Source organism: Paenibacillus sp. FSL K6-4396 (assembly GCF_038002525.1).
Lineage (GTDB): Bacteria > Bacillota > Bacilli > Paenibacillales > Paenibacillaceae > Paenibacillus > Paenibacillus amylolyticus_B.
Genome location: NZ_JBBOCR010000001.1, coordinates 2,644,698 through 2,659,277 on the forward strand (window position 1 = coordinate 2,644,698; position 14,580 = coordinate 2,659,277).

General features: G+C 39.1%; 20 protein-coding genes and 1 pseudogene. All 21 read left to right on the forward strand.

The genetic code is table 11. The features are described from left to right. Nucleotides 1-72: 72 nt before the first annotated feature. The 21 genes and pseudogenes from MHB85_RS12110 (at nt 73) to MHB85_RS12210 (ending at nt 14,518) form a co-directional block, all read left to right on the forward strand. Nucleotides 73-1,137, forward strand: coding sequence for a polysaccharide deacetylase family protein (locus MHB85_RS12110; protein WP_091017077.1), 1,065 nt, complete (start codon nt 73-75; stop codon nt 1,135-1,137). A 191-nt stretch (nt 1,138-1,328) separates the two neighbouring features. After that, nucleotides 1,329-1,889: an AAA family ATPase gene (locus tag MHB85_RS12115; RefSeq protein ID WP_341072964.1), complete on the forward strand. Its 561-nt coding sequence runs from the start codon at nt 1,329-1,331 to the stop codon at nt 1,887-1,889. Further along, the gene (locus MHB85_RS12120; protein ID WP_341074221.1) at nt 1,879-2,364 is read left to right on the forward strand and encodes a GNAT family N-acetyltransferase; all 486 of its coding nucleotides are present in this window, start codon (nt 1,879-1,881) and stop codon (nt 2,362-2,364) included. The genes MHB85_RS12115 and MHB85_RS12120 overlap by 11 nt, the downstream gene beginning before the upstream one ends. Nucleotides 2,365-2,376: 12 nt before the next feature. Beyond that, nucleotides 2,377-2,907, forward strand: a complete 531-nt coding sequence (locus tag MHB85_RS12125) for an AAA family ATPase (RefSeq protein ID WP_341072966.1) — start codon at nt 2,377-2,379, stop codon at nt 2,905-2,907. 73 nt (nt 2,908-2,980) lie between these two features. Beyond that, nucleotides 2,981-3,523 (forward strand): GNAT family N-acetyltransferase, encoded by a 543-nt coding sequence (locus tag MHB85_RS12130; protein WP_341072968.1) that lies wholly within the window; start codon nt 2,981-2,983, stop codon nt 3,521-3,523. A gap of 116 nt (nt 3,524-3,639) precedes the next feature. Beyond that, a complete protein-coding gene (locus tag MHB85_RS12135) occupies nt 3,640-4,128 on the forward strand; it encodes a DUF2691 family protein (RefSeq protein WP_341072971.1) in 489 nt (162 codons plus the stop codon). 474 nt (nt 4,129-4,602) lie between these two features. Then, nucleotides 4,603-5,290: pseudogene (locus MHB85_RS12140) on the forward strand (methyltransferase). Nucleotides 5,291-5,327: 37 nt separating this feature from the next. Beyond that, nucleotides 5,328-5,705, forward strand: a complete 378-nt coding sequence (locus tag MHB85_RS12145; RefSeq protein WP_091017067.1) for an NIPSNAP family protein — start codon at nt 5,328-5,330, stop codon at nt 5,703-5,705. 4 nt (nt 5,706-5,709) lie between these two features. Next, complete coding sequence (locus MHB85_RS12150; protein WP_223199920.1) at nt 5,710-6,210, forward strand: GNAT family N-acetyltransferase; 501 nt, start codon at nt 5,710-5,712, stop codon at nt 6,208-6,210. Between the two features lie 2 nt (nt 6,211-6,212). Further along, on the forward strand, nt 6,213-6,437 hold the full coding sequence (locus MHB85_RS12155) for a GNAT family N-acetyltransferase (protein ID WP_341072973.1): 225 nt from the start codon (nt 6,213-6,215) through the stop codon (nt 6,435-6,437). Further along, nucleotides 6,434-7,003, forward strand: a complete 570-nt coding sequence (locus MHB85_RS12160; RefSeq protein WP_341072974.1) for a hypothetical protein — start codon at nt 6,434-6,436, stop codon at nt 7,001-7,003. The genes MHB85_RS12155 and MHB85_RS12160 overlap by 4 nt, the downstream gene beginning before the upstream one ends. Beyond that, complete coding sequence (locus MHB85_RS12165; protein ID WP_341072975.1) at nt 6,997-7,458, forward strand: GNAT family N-acetyltransferase; 462 nt, start codon at nt 6,997-6,999, stop codon at nt 7,456-7,458. The genes MHB85_RS12160 and MHB85_RS12165 overlap by 7 nt, the downstream gene beginning before the upstream one ends. Nucleotides 7,459-7,611: 153 nt before the next feature. Next, nucleotides 7,612-8,079 carry an NUDIX domain-containing protein gene (locus MHB85_RS12170; protein WP_341072976.1) on the forward strand — a complete coding sequence of 156 codons (468 nt, stop codon included), beginning with the start codon at nt 7,612-7,614 and terminating at the stop codon, nt 8,077-8,079. Between the two features lie 379 nt (nt 8,080-8,458). Then, complete coding sequence (locus MHB85_RS12175; protein WP_317451998.1) at nt 8,459-8,974, forward strand: GNAT family N-acetyltransferase; 516 nt, start codon at nt 8,459-8,461, stop codon at nt 8,972-8,974. Further along, nucleotides 8,971-9,606 carry a hypothetical protein gene (locus MHB85_RS12180; RefSeq protein WP_105598303.1) on the forward strand — a complete coding sequence of 212 codons (636 nt, stop codon included), beginning with the start codon at nt 8,971-8,973 and terminating at the stop codon, nt 9,604-9,606. The genes MHB85_RS12175 and MHB85_RS12180 overlap by 4 nt, the downstream gene beginning before the upstream one ends. A gap of 50 nt (nt 9,607-9,656) precedes the next feature. Next, on the forward strand, nt 9,657-10,685 hold the full coding sequence (locus tag MHB85_RS12185) for an alpha/beta fold hydrolase (protein WP_341072978.1): 1,029 nt from the start codon (nt 9,657-9,659) through the stop codon (nt 10,683-10,685). 26 nt (nt 10,686-10,711) lie between these two features. Further along, on the forward strand, nt 10,712-11,128 hold the full coding sequence (locus tag MHB85_RS12190; protein ID WP_341072979.1) for a hypothetical protein: 417 nt from the start codon (nt 10,712-10,714) through the stop codon (nt 11,126-11,128). 207 nt (nt 11,129-11,335) lie between these two features. After that, a complete protein-coding gene (locus tag MHB85_RS12195) occupies nt 11,336-12,523 on the forward strand; it encodes a glycoside hydrolase family 5 protein (RefSeq protein ID WP_149846550.1) in 1,188 nt (395 codons plus the stop codon). 204 nt (nt 12,524-12,727) lie between these two features. Beyond that, the gene (locus MHB85_RS12200; RefSeq protein WP_149846551.1) at nt 12,728-13,267 is read left to right on the forward strand and encodes a GNAT family N-acetyltransferase; all 540 of its coding nucleotides are present in this window, start codon (nt 12,728-12,730) and stop codon (nt 13,265-13,267) included. A gap of 163 nt (nt 13,268-13,430) precedes the next feature. Continuing rightward, a complete protein-coding gene (locus MHB85_RS12205; RefSeq protein WP_149846552.1) occupies nt 13,431-13,706 on the forward strand; it encodes a hypothetical protein in 276 nt (91 codons plus the stop codon). Between the two features lie 11 nt (nt 13,707-13,717). Then, a complete protein-coding gene (locus MHB85_RS12210; RefSeq protein ID WP_317451999.1) occupies nt 13,718-14,518 on the forward strand; it encodes a phosphotransferase in 801 nt (266 codons plus the stop codon). Nucleotides 14,519-14,580 lie beyond the last annotated feature (62 nt).

Below are 14,580 nucleotides of genomic sequence, written 5' to 3' on the forward strand. Positions count from 1 at the left end.
GGGTGAAAGTTCGATAAAGAGAGGGAGTGTAAAAGGTATTATGCTGTCAATATATTATGAGGAGGTAATTTTATGTTCAAAGTAAAGCTGGCAAAGGTGGTAATATCTCTCGCACTTTTCGGTACCTTGTTTTCTATTCCAGGGGTGCCCAATGCTCGTGCTGCAGATGCAAGTTGTCCGAATGGTTATGTAGGTCTGACGTTTGATGATGGCCCATCTGGAAATACAACAAACATGCTTAACGCGTTGAAGCAGGCGGGCTTACGGGCAACGATGTTCAATGTTGGACAAAATGCACAAAATAATAAATCTCTGGTTACTGCACAGGTGGCAGCTGGGATGTGGATTGGCAATCATTCCTATACACATCCAAACATGACTACATTAAACAGTTCTCAGATGTCGTCAGAGATTACTCGGACACAGCAGACGATCCAGTCCATTACCGGAAGTTCACCTAAACTGTTCAGACCTCCTTACGGTGCGACAAATGCGACTTTGAAATCCGTTGTGAGCCAAAACGGCCTGAAGGAAGTACTGTGGAACGTAGATTCCCAAGACTGGAATGGTGCCAGCGCAGCCCAGATCGTGGCAGCTGTGAACACGATGAAAAGTGGTGACGTCATTCTAATGCATGATCAGTACCAGACGACACTTCAAGCCATTCCACAGATTGCACAAAATCTGAAGAATCGTGGCCTTTGCTCCGGCATGATCTCACCGACGACAGGTCGGGCAGTCGCTCCTGATGGCAGCACCACCAATCCCCCAGGTACGTCAACAAAAGTAGAAGCCGAGAATATGACCAAAGGTGGACAATACACCGGCAATATCAGTTCTCCTTTCAATGGCGTGGTCCTTTATGCCAACAATGATTTGGTTAAATACACTCAGAATTTTGCAACGAGCACTCATAATTTCTCGCTTCGTGGAGCTTCAAACAATGCCAACATGGCTAGAGTGGATTTGAAGATTGGAGGACAGACCAAGGGGACCTTTTACTTTGGCGGGAGTTCACCAGCGGTCTATACCCTGAATAATATCAGCCATGGAACGGGAAATCAGGTCATTGAGTTGGTTGTAACAGCCGATGACGGGACATGGGATATGTACATCGATTACTTGGAAATACATTAACAAGCTTAAGGCTGATTGAAAAATAATGCACTATGATGAACTCCCGTTGGGTTGACCCAATGGGAGTTCATCATGTTTTTGGCCATTTTGTAACACAAAAGTGGAAGGAAAACATTTATAATGGATCAAATTGTATGTGAAGAATCTGGTTTCTATTGAAAAATTTCATTGAATAGAAGTGGAGTGATCAAATGATCATCATGATTAACGGAGCGTTTGGTTCGGGAAAAACTTCAGCAGCAGAAGCACTCCAACCTTTGATTGCAAACAGTATGATCTACGATCCTGAAGAAATAGGTTATATGCTGAGAAAACTTCTTCCGGAGAATTGTAGAGAGGAAAGGGAACGTACGGATGATTTTCAAGATATAGATCTATGGAAAAACCTAACCGTAAAGACGGCAAGAGAAGTAAAGCAGAAATACAACAAACACTTAATTGTCCCCATGACCATCTATAAAGAGGAAAACTTTAATTACATTTATAACGGGTTAAAAGAGATCGATCAGGACATTCATCATTTTTGCCTTACGGCTACAGAAGAGACGATTTATCATCGTTTGGCTAAACGCGGAGATGAATATGGAGGCTGGCAGTATCAACAAGCACCAAAGTGTGTTGAAGCTTTCAAGGATGAACAATTTCAAACTCACATTATTACCGATCATCTGGAGACACGTGAAATCATCGAAATTATTTTGAAGAAAATGAACCGAAGAGGATGGAACCTAATTGACGACTGTGACTTTTGAAGAGGTAACCGAACAACACCTCCCTGAAATTAGAAAGATTTATAACTATTATGTAATGAATACAACGATTTCGTTTCATACGGAGGAATTAGATCTTGATCAGATTAAATCCTCTGTGATGAACAAGGATACACGGTATAAAACTTACGTAATTCTTGAAAACAATCAAATGATGGGTTATGTTCTGATCACCCAGTATAAGAGTAAACAGGCATATGACATTTGCGGTGAAGTCACCATATATTTAAAGCCCGATATTTTGGGAAAAGGCTTGGGGAAACAAGCACTACGTTTTATTGAGAAGGTTGCAAAAGAACAAGGATTCCATACCTTAATTGCGACGATTTGCATGGAGAATACAAGAAGTAAAACATTATTTGAGAGAAATGGTTACGAACAATGTGCTCTGTTTAAAGAGATTGGATATAAATTTGATAGAAAGCTGGATATTGGAAGTTTCCAAAAGATATTGTAAGGAGAATACGAAATGAGTAAAAACCTATATATTATATCTGGCCCCCCTGGAGTAGGGAAATCTACAACTTCAAAGCTGCTAGTTCAGACTTTAGATAAAAGTGCATACATTTCTGGAGATGCGGTTAGTCACTTTCCGGTCAAAGGGCGAGGTAAACCCTGGCTTGATAAGGATACAAACGACTTAACTTGGAAAAATATATCTAGTCTGGTGAAAAACTTATTGGATTATAACTACGATGTAGTGCTGGATTATGTGGCCTTTCCGGAAGACATTGATGGATTAATGACAGAATTGGCAGACTATCATGTTCGCATAATCTATGTTGTATTGATGGTTGATCGTCAAACCATTATTCGTAGAGACCGTCTAAGAGCAGAAGAATATCAAATGAAAGAAAGAAGTATAATTCTGCTGGATGAGTTTGAAAATCATCCGGATCTGAAAGTAGATAACAAGCTGTATACTAATCATTTTACAGAAGAACAATTACCTGAAATAGTGAGTGAAATTATAAATAATGAGAAATATCGAGTGAAGTAATTACTTTGTTACTATGCTACGAATTGTAAAAATGCAAGAGAGTTGAATAACCAATTCGTTGGGGGGATTATCGATGTCTCGTATTTATGGAGAAAGAATTGTGTTAAGAGAATACCAGGACTCTGATGTGGATTACATCAAACAATGGGTGAACGACCCAGAGATCACAGGGACATTATCAGATAATTTTTTGTATCCTCATTCGAGTTATGAGACAGAAGTCTTTTTCAGGACAATGGTTGAAGGCAAGTCTTCAAATAAAAGTTTTATTATCGGATTAAAGGATTCGCTAGATTATATAGGTCAGATTGATTTGTACAAAATTGATTATAAAAACCGCTTTGCATGTTTAGCAATTGTAATAGGGAGAAAAGAATTTTTGGGTAAAGGTTATGGGAGTGAAGCAATCCGTGTACTACAGAAGTTTGTCTTCGAAGAGCTGAATTTAAACAGATTAGAACTTGAAGTGTACGAGTATAATGAGACTGCTTACAAATGTTATTTAAAATGTGGCTTTAAAGAAGAAGGAAGATACAGAAAGAAGATATATAAAAAGGGGAAATACTGGGATAGTGTTTGCATGAGTATCTTAAAAACTGAATATGAGCAGTCATAGTCTCCAGAGGCATAAAATTGGAATGTCAATATCAATAGCTTTGTGCAGTTGTATTCTTTATTAATTTCGATTACGTTTGTAATCCAAAAATCAAAAGATTAATGTACTAATTATATATGCGTAAAAAGGGTGAGCAGATGAACAGAGGAATACGTTTTGAAATACCAAATACCTATGGACGCTTTCTTGGGGAGACTTTAAAACCAATGGAGGTATCTAATTTCGATTGGTTTATTGGTGGAGAAGAATCCTATTTCATTGAGGGTGATACGTTAGGGGATGATCTTTTTCCGGATATGATTATTGGTATGAGTGGAGAAGAATTACAGAAGATTATTGATACCAACGAGTATTATTTAATATTTGCGAATTTAAAAGCATTTCCAAAAGGCACACAAATAACAGATGTAATCACCTATGAAGATTATGTGGAGAGTGAGTGTCAGATGGTGCTTCTTGTGATCGATAGTATCTACGTCACGGTTTATTGTAAAGATCTAGAAAAAGTCGAGGAATTATATAATCATATAAATAGACAGGGATTTGAATCTCTCGAATATTTAACGGATGAGAATGATACGAGGTCAAAACTATCGGTCTGGTGATAAAGGAGCATGGGATTAACTGTTAAGGTTTGATAGACCATCCCATGTATACGTTGCTATGCGTCAACATAGGGTTGAGTTTAGTGTTAGGTGTTAAACGCTAACGAAACTGACACCTCTTATTTGGGGATTTGAAACGCCTTTCGAAATCTAAGGAATCTGAGACACGCTATACCAGAAAAAATATCCTTTTGTAGCGTTTTTGTCAGATGATTTTGAGAAATAAGATGTCTCATGTTCCTTACAATTTTAAAAGAGGACGTGAAGGCCGAATAAGATGTCCTGTGTTTCTTAGAAAATCTCCTGGCCATTCGCCAGCAACATACAACTTGAACTTCGGGAGTTTTCGAACGGTACGCTGGTACCTATTTTCGTTTTGGTTGCCTGAGTTTGAAGGAACACGCTGGTCACGTTTCCTCGTGGAATTTGACTGTTTATGAATACGATTACATCATATGAAGGAGGGATTTCACCTTGTCTGACTACTATTGGGATGACCAAATTGAATATCTTAGAAATACGCGGTGGCTATATTATAACGATGATTATCTTGAGTTGAAGCTGCTTCCTTTATTACCGGAAGGATCAACTTATACCGGATTAGACAAAGGTAAGGAATTGATTAAGCAGGCCAATGACAGAGTTGATCACCATTCTTCAGAAGATGATCGAAAGTCTAGTAGATGAGGGTAGAATGATATGTTTTGAACCTCATTGGATCGCAAATATGTCAAACTATGAATTACATGGACTTGAACAATCCAAAAATATTCAGCTCGGTATTCTCCAAACATTTTTCGAGGAGGATAGCAAAAGGAATAGTCAAGATGGAAATATCGGTATAAAGATTCCAATCCTGCTTAGCCAACTTGGCTTGAGAAATGTAGAATGCCGGGTGAGTGACAAGGTTAACTTCTTAGATCAACACATGGCAGATTCGGATAAGGAAAAGCTTTTTCATGCATTAAAAGAAGAAGGACTGGGACAAGAACCGAATGACAGACATGAAGGAGTTACTCATTTGATGGAAAGAGGACTGAATTCAGAAGAAGCGAATAGAGAATATGAAGCAGAGAGTGTATTTGCTAGGAAGTTTAATGAAAACTCATGGTTAACTTACGCTCCAAACATGAAAATTACATCGGGAATTGTGACGAGATAAGTGTATTGTTTCTAATACTCATAAGGAGGTACAGAGGATGATATATAGGAGAAAAACCTATGTTATTGCGACTTCTTTTGTAGAAGAGTTTAATGCTCTATTTAATGATGTTTTGCTGCCATCCCAGTTGAAATACGGATCAAGACTTATTGGAAGATGGCATACACCAATCGATGATGAAACCAGTGAAATTTTTGCGATGTGGGAATACGACACCCTTGAACAATACGAAGAGATTGAGAAAAATATAAAATCAGATACAGAACACGTAGAGCGAGTTCAAGCGCGGTTTGATCAGATCGGAAGACATCGGTATAAAGAAGTATTTCGAGAAGAAATTAGGCAAGCATTTTTCACATCAACAGTAGATCGCGAACAAACGATTTTGAAGAGAAATATAAGAAAAAGGAGATGAAAGTATGATAGAGACAGAACGACTTATATTTCGGAAATATACTAAAAATGATTTTGATTTACTTTTTGAGATGACACGTGAGCCAAATATGATGAAATTTATAAGACATGGAGGACCTTGGACGAAGGAAGAAACCATGCAAAGCCTGGAAAAGTTCATCAACTGGAATAAAGACGATAAAGGGCTGTTTCTCGCATTTAATAAAGAGGATAACAAGTTAATTGGAACCTCTGGACTGATTCCTCAAATCATTGAAGGCAATGATGAGCATGAAGTTGGTTACTGGGTTATTGAGCAATATTGGGGAATGGGTTACGGATATGAACAAGCAAAAGCGTGGAAAGAATATGGCATGGATTACTTGAAGCAGAAAAGATTAATATCTCTAATTCAACATGGCAATGTGGGTTCTATGAAAGTCGCGCAAAGGAATGGCATGAAACATGAGAAGGACGTGGACATAATAGGGAAAAATGTAGCAGTATACTCGATTGAGGTGAAGTGAATATGACTCCATTTCCTGAACTAGAAACCAAAAGATTGCTGTTAAGAGAGATTAAACAGAGTGATTCCCAAGACATATTTCAAATTTTTTCTTCAGATGAAGTTACAAAGTTCTACGATGTAGAAAGTTTTACAAATATGAAACAAGCAGAAGAACTCATACAAAGATGGAATGAACGATTCCAGAATGGTCACAACTATGCATTTTTGAAGAAAGAATATGTATGAGAATACGAATTATTGGATCTTGCGGGAGTGGGAAATCAACATTAGCCAAAGAATTGTCGGATAACTACGGTATTCCGTCCTATGAATTGGACAATCTCATATGGGACAGAAGCGCCGAAAATCTGAGATATCCTGAAAGTTTTAGGGATGAATCCTTCCAATCTATTGTCAGTTCAGAAGCTTGGATCATAGAAGGAGTGCAGTGCAAAGATTGGACCATAAAGTCCATCCAGGAAGCAGATTTGATTTTTGTATTAAATCCAAATGTGTTCATTAGAGATTATCGGATTATAAAGAGGTTTGTATTGTCCAGAACGGGATTGCAACCGTGGAATTACAAGCAGTCATTCAAGGACTTATGCAAGATGATTGTGAAGTGGAACCATCAATATAATATAGGTGCAGCCATAGATGTGATTAACAAAAACCATAAGACTGCAACAATCACGAAGAATAAAAAACAAGCGATACAGTTGATTGAACATCAATTGGAAGCGGTTGTAAGTGAGAGTGAAAAGAGCGTTAGAATTAATCAAGGATTGTCGAGAGAGGAGGTGCAGTGTTGAATATAAAAATACTACCAGTCTCACGAGAGAATTGGGAAGAGGCGCTGAAGATCTCTTTGTATAAACACCAAGCGTCATTAGTTCCATCTGTTATTGAGGGAATCGCTTACGCCTATATAAAACCGTGGGATGAAGCATTTGATCCTTACGTACTCGAGATCGATGGGAAGATATTTGGTTTCTTTTATCTGAGTTATACTCCAGATAGTACAGATAATTACTGGATTGGTGGTTTTCAAATCGATAAATCCTATCAAGGTAAAGGAATGGGAAAACTCGCTTTAAGAGCCATTCTAGATTACATTACGAAACTGCATCCGTTGTGCAAGGTTATTTCATTAACGGTTGAACGGGATAACGAAATAGCACAGAATTTGTATAAGAGCATGTCTTTCATTAGTGAGAACAGAACCAATTCAGATGATGAAGTGATCTACAGGTTGGCAATGAAATGAAAGACTCAACATTTCAGAGGGCAGTATATCTTTGTTAACCAAGATCGAGGATTGGTTCGGTATTCACAACGATTATATCGATAATAGCTTGTTACCACTTTAGTGGTTTAACAATTATATATTGAAAGAATAGTTGTTTACGGGAGAGATAACATGAGCCAATGGTTTGATCTAGATGGACTTGATCCAGAGTTAATCAAATTTGCAGTGATAATCGCTAAATATAACCATAAATTCATCATTATCAAAAATAGGAAAAGAGGAGGTTGGGAAATCCCAGGAGGCAACAAAGAAATAGGGGAAACACTTTTACACACGGCAAGTCGAGAACTCTATGAAGAGACAGGGGCAGTACGCTTCGAATTAATACCTTATGGTGTATATGAATGGAATGGGAGCTTTGGTATGGTTTCTTATGCTGAGGTTAAATTGCTGGAGAGCTTACCGGAGTCTGAAATTGATGAAATAAAGCTTGTGGATGTATTACCTGAAGGGATGAACTTCGGAGATATGTTTTATCGTTTCTCAGACAGATGGGATGGACTTGAGAACTATGAGCTTAAGAAATACACCATTGAAATAAATCATTTGAATGAGTTACCAGTAATTAAAATAAGCTAGTTTTAGTTGGAGGAACTCTATTTTGAAACTAAAGGAGATGAAAAGAATTAGTGAATAAGAATAAGGGACTCATCATGTCACTATTACTTTTATTGCTTTTAATTTTGTTATGGGATTCCTTTCGAACTTCAATTTTTGAAGCAGTTACTGTTCAAAAGATTAGTGAAAATGAAATGACTGTAATTAATTTTAATAATCTTGAAAGAACAATAGCCGTTCCAATGGATATGTCTAAACTAATTGAAGAGAACAAGGAATACACTGTTTTGTACGATAAAAGGATCTTTGATAAATACAGACTTCGATCAATAAAGCCATAGGATTTTAGAAATAACTTAGGAAAGGATGGATGGAAACGACCATGATAACGTATAGAACGTTGACCCTTGATGATGTGAATCAGCTGCAGGAAATAGATCGCTCGGAACATATTGATCTCATCTATGAAATGAGAGAGAACCGATTGGTTGAGCTTGAACAAAATCATGAGTGCTCAAACTGGGATGAGATGCTTTTGAAAGAGATTCAAAATCGATATGTCTATGAATTAGAACAAGGTGGCATGGCATATGGCGCGTTTGCTGACGATCAATTAATCGGATTTGGTGTGCTGGCACATCAACTTAGAGGAAGAGAACAAAATCAATTACAAGTTGACTTGATGTATGTCTCACGCGGGTACAGAAGACAAGGTATTGGAAAACGTATTTTAAACCAATTAGGTGAAGAGGCTAAGAAACTTGGCGCACAGTATCTGTATATTTCCTCCACAGAGACGAGATCGGCAGTATCCTTTTACAGAAGCCAGGGCAGCCAGATTACTAGTGAGATTGATCATGAACTTTATGACAAAGAGCCGAAAGATATACACATGATAAAGGAGCTGGGCACATGACAACGGTTGGGATACTCGGAACCATTCATAATCCAGAACTCAGAGAGCGATATCATTGTTCCCTTTCTCTTTACAAGGATGTGATTACTGAGTTTAAACCAGATCTCATTTGTGGTGAAGTTCATCCGCAGAGTTGGTTGAGGTATCTGAAGGACAAACATGATAGAGGATACTGGGGAGAACCAGCCAGTGAGTATTGGGAATTGGTCTTCCCTTTATGCGAGGAGCATAACATCCCATTTGTCCCTATAGATTGGTTTGAATTGGATGTGTGGAATGCTTTTGATCCATTCAACGGTTATTCGGGCGTGGAACGCCAAGAACTTGAACAACAGGATGATCATTGGTTTGCGGAGCAAATGGAGACGTATCAGTTTGGCGAGATTCCTTTTAATTCGAAGGAGTTCGATCGTGTAACCAGACAAAAGTATGAATGGTTGCATCAGGTAAACGCGAAGGCACAGAACTTTCGATGGGTGGTCCGTAATCAGATTATGATTCAAAGAGTCAAAAATACAATTGAAGCTCATCCAGGAAAACGAATCCTCTGTATCGTAGGAGCCGATCACAATTACATCTTCCAAGAAGAGCTGATGATAGAACCCGTTGAATTGTTGTATCCGTTACGATAAAGGAACCGTTGGTAGAATTACAAATGAAACTTATATTTAAGGAGCATTACATGCGCAAAAAAATACGTAAAACACTCAAATACAGCATACTTAGTATTATTTTAATGGTTATAGTAGCTCTGATATTTCCCACATGGACACCGAAAATTAAAGGTGAAAACAGCATTAGCATGTTAGAGCAGGTCGAAATTAACGGTACAGGGCATGAAGTCATGATCAGAGGTGTTGATCGGACTAACCCTATCCTGATTTTTGTGCATGGTGGGCCGGGATGCTCGGAGATTCCATACGTAAGGAAGTATCAGAAAGAGCTTGAGCAATACTTCACGGTGGTGCATTATGATCAACGTGGGAGTGGGAAGTCCTATCACTTTTTTGAGGATTACTCAAATCTAACAACAGATGTATTAGTAGATGATTTGTTAGCGTTAAGGGATTATGTATCTAAAGAGTTAGGTCAAGAGAAGGTTATATTAATCGGTCATTCATTTGGTACATACATCGGGATGAAAGCTGCGGCTAAAGCACCCACTCAGTTTCACGCTTATATAGGCATTGGACAGATGGCTAATACACTTCAGAGCGAACTGGAAAGTTTGGAGTACACGTACGAGCAAGCGAAACAAGCCGGTAATGCAGAGGACGTTAAAAAACTGGAGCTAATTCGCAGCTCGATCGAGCAAGGAAAGGACCTTACGCCTAGAATTTTGTTGCAAAAGTACGGTGGTGCAGCCAGGCTCATCCATGAGAATAGAGATTATATTTCAGGATTCCTTTTAAATCCCGAATACAATGGGCTGGATATGATTCGCTTTTATTCAGGGATGTTCAGTTCACAAGACATCTTACTGAAGGAAGCATTTGATCAAAATTTACCTGATATTGTTGATCATCTGGAGATTCCTACCTATTTTGTAACGGGTAAATATGATTATATGACTACTGCGAATGCAGCACGTGATTATTTTGACGTATTGGTTGCACCGATCAAAGACTTCATTGTTTTCAACGAGTCGGCGCATTACCCACAGTTTGAAGAGAAAGAAAAATTCGTAAAGTGGTTAAATGAGCTATTTTAATATGCATGGAGAGGAGCAAGATCATATTGTTAAATGATTTCATTGAGCTTGAAGAAGAGCGTGATGAGAGTTACCGGTGTTACACTCTGCAAAATACAGTGCAAATATTTGAACATTGCATACAGGATGAGGATTTAAATGACGTCCGAATATATGTGTCCACTAATACACCGTTAGTTTCAATTGATGATAAAATAGAAGATTACATTAAGTGGTTTTCAACTTGTGAGACTGTCTTTCGAGAATATTATGAGAATGAACTTCAGGAAAAAGTACATCAGAATTGGTTTAATGAGATTGAAGTCTATCGTGTAGATATCACATTTAACAGTATAGCCGACTACGGCGCAACAATATCTTGCGGAGATAATATCCTGCGCGATCACATCATGATTATCGATTTTGATAGAGAACAAATCCAAGCAATTAAATTAAACGGATAGATGGATTATTTTGTAGTAAATAGTCAAAAAAGAGCAATAAAGATATCGCTTTATTTTCCATATATGTGTTATTATGTTGATGCCAGACGAAATTTTCATTTGTTTGATCGATAGGAAAGGAGGCGCGAATTCTCGAATCATTCAATCTGAATCAATAGATTAACTGCACTGCTTGTTAAAAATAATAGAATAAGCGGAGGTATGGTTATGTTCAAAAAATGGAAGAAATTCAGCATCAGCAGCTTGGCGCTTGTGTTAGTGGCTGCCGTGGCTTTTACCGGATGGAGCCCTAAAGCATCAGCAGCAGACGCTTCGCAAGTGGTGGCTGAGATGGGTGCAGGTTGGAATCTGGGCAATCAGCTGGAAGCAGCGGTAAATGGCACACCGAGTGAGACAGCTTGGGGCAATCCTACGGTGACTCCGGCGCTGATCCAAAAAGTGAAAGCTGCGGGTTTCAAGTCTATTCGTATTCCCATCTCCTATTTGAATAACATTGGAAGCGCTCCCAATTATACGATTAATGCGGCATGGTTGAATCGAATTCAGCAAGTTGTGGATTATGCGTACAATGAAGGTATGTATGTCATCATCAATATTCATGGTGATGGGTATAATTCCGTACAGGGTGGATGGCTGCTTGTGAATGGTGGCAATCAGACTGCCATTAAGGAAAAATATAAGAAAGTGTGGCAGCAGATTGCCACCAAGTTTAGCAACTACAATGATCGCCTTATTTTCGAATCCATGAACGAAGTTTTTGATGGCAACTATGGTAATCCGAACTCGGCGTATTACGCCAACCTGAATGCTTACAATCAGATCTTTGTGGATACGGTTCGTCAAACTGGAGGCAACAACAATGCCAGATGGTTGCTGATTCCAGGTTGGAATACCAATATTGACTTCACCGTTGGTAATTATGGCTTTGTGCTCCCGACAGATAATTTCAGATCCTCAGCAATTCCTAGTTCGCAGAAGAGAATCATGATCTCGGCACACTATTACTCTCCGTGGGATTTTGCAGGTGAGGAAAACGGTAATATCACGCAGTGGGGTGCAACAGCAACGAATCCTGCCAAAAGGTCTACTTGGGGACAAGAGGATTACCTGGAATCGCAGTTCAAGTCCATGTACGATAAATTTGTGACTCAAGGCTATCCTGTAGTGATTGGTGAATTCGGTTCGATTGATAAAACGTCGTACGATTCCAGCAACAATGTGTATCGCGCCGCTTACGCCAAAGCAGTTACAGCAAAAGCCAAGAAATACAAAATGGTTCCTGTTTATTGGGATAACGGGCATAACGGTCAACATGGATTCGCATTGTTTAACCGTTCGAACAATACCGTGACTCAGCAAAGTATCATTAATGCGATCATGCAAGGTATGCAATAGTTTACTGTCTATCTGTATCCGTGTAAACGGCGTGTTCCTTCAAAAGGGACATGCCGTTTTTTATGCTACCCGAAGATAAATTTAAACAACATTTACCAATGCATTTTACATAAGCGACATACAGAATTCATTAAATCCCACAATAGCTTTTATATACTTAATTTGCTTGATATAGCGAACTAAAAGGACTAGGTGGTAGACAGAATGTTAAAAAAACGTGATTTGCAGGAATGCCATTCACTGTACAGCTTAATGATGGACCCCGCAGTTTTTCCCTACGTTCGTTATGCATGCCAATCGTATGAGGAATATCTATTCCTGACCAAACAATTGATGGCTGAAGAAGAACAAAAAACGGTGATTTCCCGAACGATTTTGAATGAAACAGGGCAGCCTATTGGAACCATTGATCTATATCATATTGAGCATCAAACCGGTTTTTTAGCCACTTGGATCGGATCACCGTTTTTTGGAAATGGGTATAGCCAAAGAGCCAAATCAGCCTTTTTTGTTGAATTGTTTCTGGAACATGGGATTGAAACGGTATTTATGAAGATACGCAAGCAGAATATAAGATCCAGAAAAGCGGTACAAAAACTGCCTTATGTGAAGTTAGCCAATGATGTGTATCCAGATGTATATCAACGGATTAATATGAATGAACAGATGTATGATCTGTATTATGTTGGACGGTCAGCCTTTTTCCAAAATAGTATGGATCTGCACCAAGTGGTAGCTACGTAACTTATTCAGAGAGCGTCAATAGCGGCGTCAGTGATGACGCCGCTATTTGATATGATATAGGAACGGACTGTTAATATAACATGCAGGAATATAGACTAGAGAATCGAAAGACATTAAGTAGATAACCTCATAAAAAGTGGACGGTTAATCAAGGAGGCATGAAATGAATAATATTAACAAGATTTTGGGTGTAGTCCTCATGCTTGGCAGTGTGTTTATTTCAACGATGGAGAGAATTTCAACACGAGTCTCTGTCGCTATAGTAGAAGCAGGATACGCTTCAGGAGGGACCAGCGTACCCCAGTTTGCTCAGATGAACGAGCATTCAACAGGTTTACTCGTATACTTCATGTTCTTCGTTGGATTCATACTATTGGTCTCGGGATTCCCAGGGAGTTATAAGAAAAATCGTAATCATGGGCATAACAAGGAAGTTTAGCTTGAGGAGGGATGAAAGTGGCCAAGCAGGAGGAAGTGTTATCGGGAGGTAATGTGAATCAGGTTGTCCGAATAGGTGAGACGGTTCGCAGGCATGCGAAACCAAATCCATATGTGATTGAATTGCTTTTACATCTCGAAAAAGTTGGTTATGATCACGCCCCTCGATTTCTGGGAATAGATGAACAGGGGCGAGAAACGCTCTCTTACCTCGAAGGCATCGTTCCAGGCAATGACTACCCTGATCTAGAAGAATATATGTGGTCAGACGAATCTTTGATTGAAGTCGCGAAACTGTTGAGAAGTTACCATGATGCGACGGTTGGATTTACAACAACATCAGTATCAACGAACAGATATCCAGGCATAACTGAAGATGAAGTTGTATGTCATAACGATTTTGCGCCGTATAATGTGGTGTACAAGGATGGCCGTCCTCAAGGCATTATTGATTTTGATATGGCGGGTCCGGGTCCGCGAATGTGGGATATCGCCTATGTCTTGTATACATCCATTCCACTTGCAGATTTCTCACCAGAGATGGACGGAAAGGGTGTAATGCCATACGCCAGCCAGGCGCACGGAACTGTTCGAAAAGAACGGATTGCCTTATTCATGTCTACGTACGGGCTGAGTGTTCCAGCAGATTTGAAGGATTGGGTCATATCCCGTATCCGTTTCATGTGTAAAACACTGACTGATCGTGCGGCTGATGGAGATGTCGCTTTTATGAAGATGGTCGAAGGGGGTCATCTGGCCCACTATGAGAAAGAAGTCATTTTTCTTGAAAACCATTGGGATGAATGGGTTTGAAAGGTAATGCTAATGGACCGCATGATAGCCTACGGGCTGGACAGCGGTTTTTTTGTTTCCAG

Excerpts from the sequence above, each read along its gene's own strand:
- MHB85_RS12110 (WP_091017077.1), top strand. The coding sequence starts at position 73 with ATGTTCAAAGTAAAGCTGGCAAAGGTGGTAATATCTCTCGCACTTTTC.
- MHB85_RS12115 (WP_341072964.1), top strand. The coding sequence starts at position 1,329 with ATGATCATCATGATTAACGGAGCGTTTGGTTCGGGAAAAACTTCAGCA.
- MHB85_RS12125 (WP_341072966.1), top strand. The coding sequence starts at position 2,377 with ATGAGTAAAAACCTATATATTATATCTGGCCCCCCTGGAGTAGGGAAA.
- MHB85_RS12130 (WP_341072968.1), top strand. The coding sequence starts at position 2,981 with ATGTCTCGTATTTATGGAGAAAGAATTGTGTTAAGAGAATACCAGGAC.
- MHB85_RS12135 (WP_341072971.1), top strand. The coding sequence starts at position 3,640 with ATGCGTAAAAAGGGTGAGCAGATGAACAGAGGAATACGTTTTGAAATA.
- MHB85_RS12145 (WP_091017067.1), top strand. The coding sequence starts at position 5,328 with ATGATATATAGGAGAAAAACCTATGTTATTGCGACTTCTTTTGTAGAA.
- MHB85_RS12150 (WP_223199920.1), top strand. The coding sequence starts at position 5,710 with ATGATAGAGACAGAACGACTTATATTTCGGAAATATACTAAAAATGAT.
- MHB85_RS12155 (WP_341072973.1), top strand. The coding sequence starts at position 6,213 with ATGACTCCATTTCCTGAACTAGAAACCAAAAGATTGCTGTTAAGAGAG.
- MHB85_RS12160 (WP_341072974.1), top strand. The coding sequence starts at position 6,434 with ATGAGAATACGAATTATTGGATCTTGCGGGAGTGGGAAATCAACATTA.
- MHB85_RS12170 (WP_341072976.1), top strand. The coding sequence starts at position 7,612 with ATGAGCCAATGGTTTGATCTAGATGGACTTGATCCAGAGTTAATCAAA.
- MHB85_RS12180 (WP_105598303.1), top strand. The coding sequence starts at position 8,971 with ATGACAACGGTTGGGATACTCGGAACCATTCATAATCCAGAACTCAGA.
- MHB85_RS12185 (WP_341072978.1), top strand. The coding sequence starts at position 9,657 with ATGCGCAAAAAAATACGTAAAACACTCAAATACAGCATACTTAGTATT.
- MHB85_RS12195 (WP_149846550.1), top strand. The coding sequence starts at position 11,336 with ATGTTCAAAAAATGGAAGAAATTCAGCATCAGCAGCTTGGCGCTTGTG.
- MHB85_RS12200 (WP_149846551.1), top strand. The coding sequence starts at position 12,728 with ATGTTAAAAAAACGTGATTTGCAGGAATGCCATTCACTGTACAGCTTA.
- MHB85_RS12205 (WP_149846552.1), top strand. The coding sequence starts at position 13,431 with ATGAATAATATTAACAAGATTTTGGGTGTAGTCCTCATGCTTGGCAGT.
- MHB85_RS12210 (WP_317451999.1), top strand. The coding sequence starts at position 13,718 with ATGAAAGTGGCCAAGCAGGAGGAAGTGTTATCGGGAGGTAATGTGAAT.